The sequence below is a fragment of the Streptomyces phytophilus genome (assembly GCF_013870535.1).
Classification (GTDB): Bacteria; Actinomycetota; Actinomycetes; order Streptomycetales; family Streptomycetaceae; genus Streptomyces; species Streptomyces phytophilus.
This window is the reverse complement of sequence record NZ_JACBXC010000538.1, coordinates 1-3,994: the sequence shown is the minus strand read 5'-3', so window position 1 is coordinate 3,994 and position 3,994 is coordinate 1. Positions and strand designations below refer to the sequence as shown.

The window sequence follows — 3,994 nt, the reverse complement described above, 5'->3', positions numbered from 1 at the left end:
AGTAGCGCGGCGGCCGGCCGCGACCTGAGACGTGTACGACGGAGGGGCATGGGTGCTCCCAACGGTGGGGGATTGTCGTGCACATGAGGCTGGCGGAGCTGATGAGGCCGCGTCAAGAACCTATCCGGTCGCGGGAAACCGGTTATCGGACAGGTGATGTACGCGCCCCCCGCGCCGTCCTACGCCGCCCCGCGGCGTCCCGTGCCGTGCGGCCCCGCCGGTACCCGTCCTGACCGGCGCCGGGCCGCCGCCGCCGTATCGTCTGTGGCTATGGACATCATGGGAGTCGACATCGGCGGCTCGGGCATCAAAGGAGCCCCGGCCGACCTGGACACGGGTGCTCTCGCCGAAGAGCGGCACAAGGTGCTCACCCCGCACCCCTCGGCCCCCGACGCCGTCGCCGACGGCGTCGCCGCGGTCGTCGAGTACTTCGCCGGGCACGGCGGGCCGGTCGGCGTCACCTTCCCCGGAGTCGTCACCGACGGCGTCGTACGCACCGCCGCCAACGTCGACAAGAGCTGGGTCGACGTCGACGCCGCCGCCCTCCTCGGCGACCGCCTCGGCCGCCCCGTCCACGTCGTCAACGACGCCGACGCCGCCGGCATCGCCGAGCTGACCTTCGGCGCCGCCCGCGGCCGCACCGGCACCGTCATCGTGCTGACCTTCGGCACCGGCATCGGCAGCGCCGTCTTCACCGGCGGCCGGCTCGTCCCCAACACCGAGCTGGGCCACCTGGAGCTGCACGGCCACGAGGCCGAGAAGCGCGCCTCCGCCAAGGAGCGCGAGGACAAGGACCTGAGCTGGAAGCACTGGGCCCACCGGGTGCAGCGCTACCTCGCCCACCTGGAGATGCTCTTCACCCCCGAGCTGTTCGTCATCGGCGGCGGCGTGAGCCGCAAGGCGGACAGGTTCCTCGACGACATCACCGGCATCCGCGCCGCCGTCGTCCCCGCCGAACTGCAGAACAACGCGGGCATCGTCGGCGCCGCGATGGCCGCCGCCGCGGCCGCGCGCTGACGCCGCCGGTCCCCGGCGCTCCGGTCCCTCTCGCCTATGGTGAGTGGGTTCTGCACACGGAGCGTAGGGAGAAGGTGACCGCACGTGCTCGACGAACGGGTGGAGACGCCCGCGGACGGCGGCGGTGCCCCGGGGCACGCACCGCGTACCGACGCGGTGGTCTTCGGCGTCGCCGCCGCGCTGACGCTGGCGTTCGTGATCTGGGGCGCGGTGGCGACGGACTCCCTGGAGGACGCCTCCACGTCCCTGCTCAACGACACGATGCACTACGGCGGCTGGGCCTTCGTGCTCGCCGCCTCCGGCTTCGTGATCTTCGCGCTCTGGCTGGCCTTCAGCCGCTACGGCCGCATCACCCTCGGCAAGGAGGGCGAGCCGCCGGAGTTCCGCACCGTGTCGTGGGTGGCGATGATGTTCAGCGCCGGCATGGGCATCGGCCTGATGTTCTACGGCGTGAACGAGCCCCTCGCGCACTTCACCAACCCGCCGCCGAACACCGTCTCCGCCAGCGCCGGTGCCGCCTCGCGGATGGAGGTGGCGATGGCGACCACCCTCTTCCACTGGACGCTGCACCCCTGGGCCATCTACGCCGCCGTCGGCCTGGCCATGGCGTACAGCGTCTTCCGCCGCAACCGCCGGCAGACCATCAGCGCCGTCTTCACCCCGCTCATCGGCCCGCGGCACGCCAACGGCGGCGTCGGCAAGGTCATCGACATCCTCGCCATCTTCGCCACCCTCTTCGGCTCCGCCGCCTCGCTCGGGCTCGGCGCGCTGCAGATCGGCAGCGGCATCAAGGAGGTCGGCTGGACATCGGAGGAAGTCGGCGAGGGGCTGCTGATCCTCGTCATCGGCGTGCTCACCGCCGCGTTCGTCGCCTCCGCCGTCTCCGGCATCGAGCGGGGCATCCAGTGGCTGTCGAACATCAACATGGTGCTCGCCGCCGCGCTCGCCGTGTTCGTCTTCGTCGCCGGCCCGACGGTGCTGATCCTCGACCTGGTGCCGACCTCCGTCGGCTCGTTCTTCGCCGACCTGCCGCAGATGATGGCGCGTACGGAGGCCAGCGGCGGCTCGGACGTCGCCGGCTGGCTGTCGGGGTGGACGGTCTTCTACTGGGCGTGGTGGATCTCGTGGACGCCGTTCGTCGGCATGTTCATCGCACGCATCAGCCGGGGGCGCACCATCCGGCAGTTCGTCGGCGGCGTGATCCTCGTGCCCAGCGTCGTCAGCCTCCTGTGGTTCTGCATCCTCGGCGGCACGGCGATGCACCAGCAGGCCCAGGGGGCGGCCATCACGGAGGAGTCGACGCAGGAGGGGCAGCTGTTCGCGGTCCTGAACGCCTACCCGATCGCCGGCGTCACGACGCTGCTGGTGATGGTCCTGGTCGGCATCTTCTTCGTCTCCGGCGCGGACGCCGCGTCGATCGTGATGGGTGCGCTGTCGCAGAAGGGGACGCTGGAGCCGACGCGCATGGTGGTCGTGGTCTGGGGTGTGCTGACGGGCGCGGTCGCCGCCGTCATGCTGCTGGTCGGCGGCGGCGGTGACGCGGCGCTGACGGGCTTGAAGAACCTGACGATCCTCGTCGCGGTGCCGTTCACGCTGGTGATGATCGGGCTGTGCGTGGCGCTGATGCGCGACCTGCGGCACGACGAGCTGATCCTCATCGGCGAGCAGGGCGAGCAGGCGGTCGAGACGGCGGTACGGGCCGGACACCAGCACTACGACGGGGAGTTCGAGCTGCAGATCCGGGGACTCGCCCAGCGGCTGCGGGGCGGCCGCGGCGGGGGCCGGGACCGCACCGGGGACAAGGGCCCCGGCCCCGAGGAGCCCGGGCCGCCCGCCGACTGAACCGCTTCGACCGGGGCCCGCGGCCGGTGCGTACGGGCCGCGAGCCCCCGCCCGTACGCACCGGAGGGCCCGCCGGGTCCACCGACCGGTGGACCCCCGGTTCCACCGGTCGCGGCTGTCGTGGACAGGGCCTCGCTCGCGAGCATTCCGGGTATGAGAAACCTCCCTGTGCGCACGGCCCGCTGGAGCGCCCGGCACCCCTGGCGCGCCATCGCCGGCTGGTTCGTCTTCGTCGCGCTCTGCATCGGCACCGGCATATCCGTCGGCGGCAACCCCGCCACCACCGAGGACTTCTGGGTCGGCGAGGCCGGCCGCGCCGAGCAACTGGCGACCGAGGGCGGCCTGGAGCGCAAGCCCACGGAACACGTCCTCATCCGCGCCGAGCCCGGCCGCTCCCTCGACGCCGCCGCCGCCCGCGCGGCCGTCCGGGACGTCACCGAGCGGATGGAGCGGCTGCCCGAAGTGGCGTCCGTCGCCGCGCCCGTACGCTCCGCGGACGGCGACGCGCTGCGGGTGCCGGTGGTGCTGAAGGGCGCAGAACTGGAAGGCAAGGAGAATGTCGGGCCGCTGCTTGAGCAGACCGCGGAGGTGGCCGCTGCCCACCCCGGCGTCGTCGTCGAGGAGACCGGCTCGCCCGCGATCAGCAAGGGCGTCAACGACCAGCGCGGCGAGGACCTGGCGCTCTCCGAGCGCATCTCGCTGCCCGTCACGCTCGTCACGCTGCTCGTCGTCTTCGGGTCGGTCGTCATGGCCGGCGTGCCGCTGCTGCTGGCGCTGACGTCGATCACCGCGGCGCTCGGCCTGTCGATGCTCGCCTCGCACCTGCTGCCCGACCCCGGCGTGGGCACCAACCTGATCCTGCTCATCGGCCTCGCGGTCGGCGTCGACTACACGCTCTTCTACCTCAAGCGCGAGCGCGAGGAGCGCGCCCGCGCCGACGGCAGCCTGTCGTCCGCGGCCCTCGTCGAACTGGCGGCGGCGACGGCGGGGCGGGCCATCGTCGTCTCCGGCCTCGCCGTCATCGTCTCCACCGCCACCCTCTACCTCGCCACCGACGTCATCTTCTCCTCCCTCGCCACGGGCACGATCCTCGTCGTGGCCGTCGCCGTCGCCAGCTCCCTGACCGCGCTGCCCG

At 72.4% G+C, this 3,994-nt stretch carries 3 protein-coding genes; all 3 read left to right on the top strand.

From position 1 onward, the window contains the following. Positions 1 to 270 precede the first annotated feature (270 nt). Positions 271 to 1,017: a polyphosphate--glucose phosphotransferase gene (ppgK, locus tag H5J30_RS20840; RefSeq protein WP_181788918.1), complete on the top strand. Its 747-nt coding sequence runs from the start codon at positions 271 to 273 to the stop codon at positions 1,015 to 1,017. A gap of 84 nt (positions 1,018 to 1,101) precedes the next feature. Then, positions 1,102 to 2,859, top strand: coding sequence for a BCCT family transporter (locus tag H5J30_RS20835; RefSeq protein ID WP_181788917.1), 1,758 nt, complete (start codon positions 1,102 to 1,104; stop codon positions 2,857 to 2,859). Between the two features lie 153 nt (positions 2,860 to 3,012). Further along, positions 3,013 to 3,994 (top strand): MMPL family transporter (locus tag H5J30_RS20830; RefSeq protein ID WP_181788916.1); only part of this gene is annotated, 982 nt, incomplete at its 3' end.

Coding starts and splice junctions, on each gene's coding strand:
- ppgK (WP_181788918.1), top strand. CDS start 271: ATGGACATCATGGGAGTCGACATCGGCGGCTCGGGCATCAAAGGAGCC.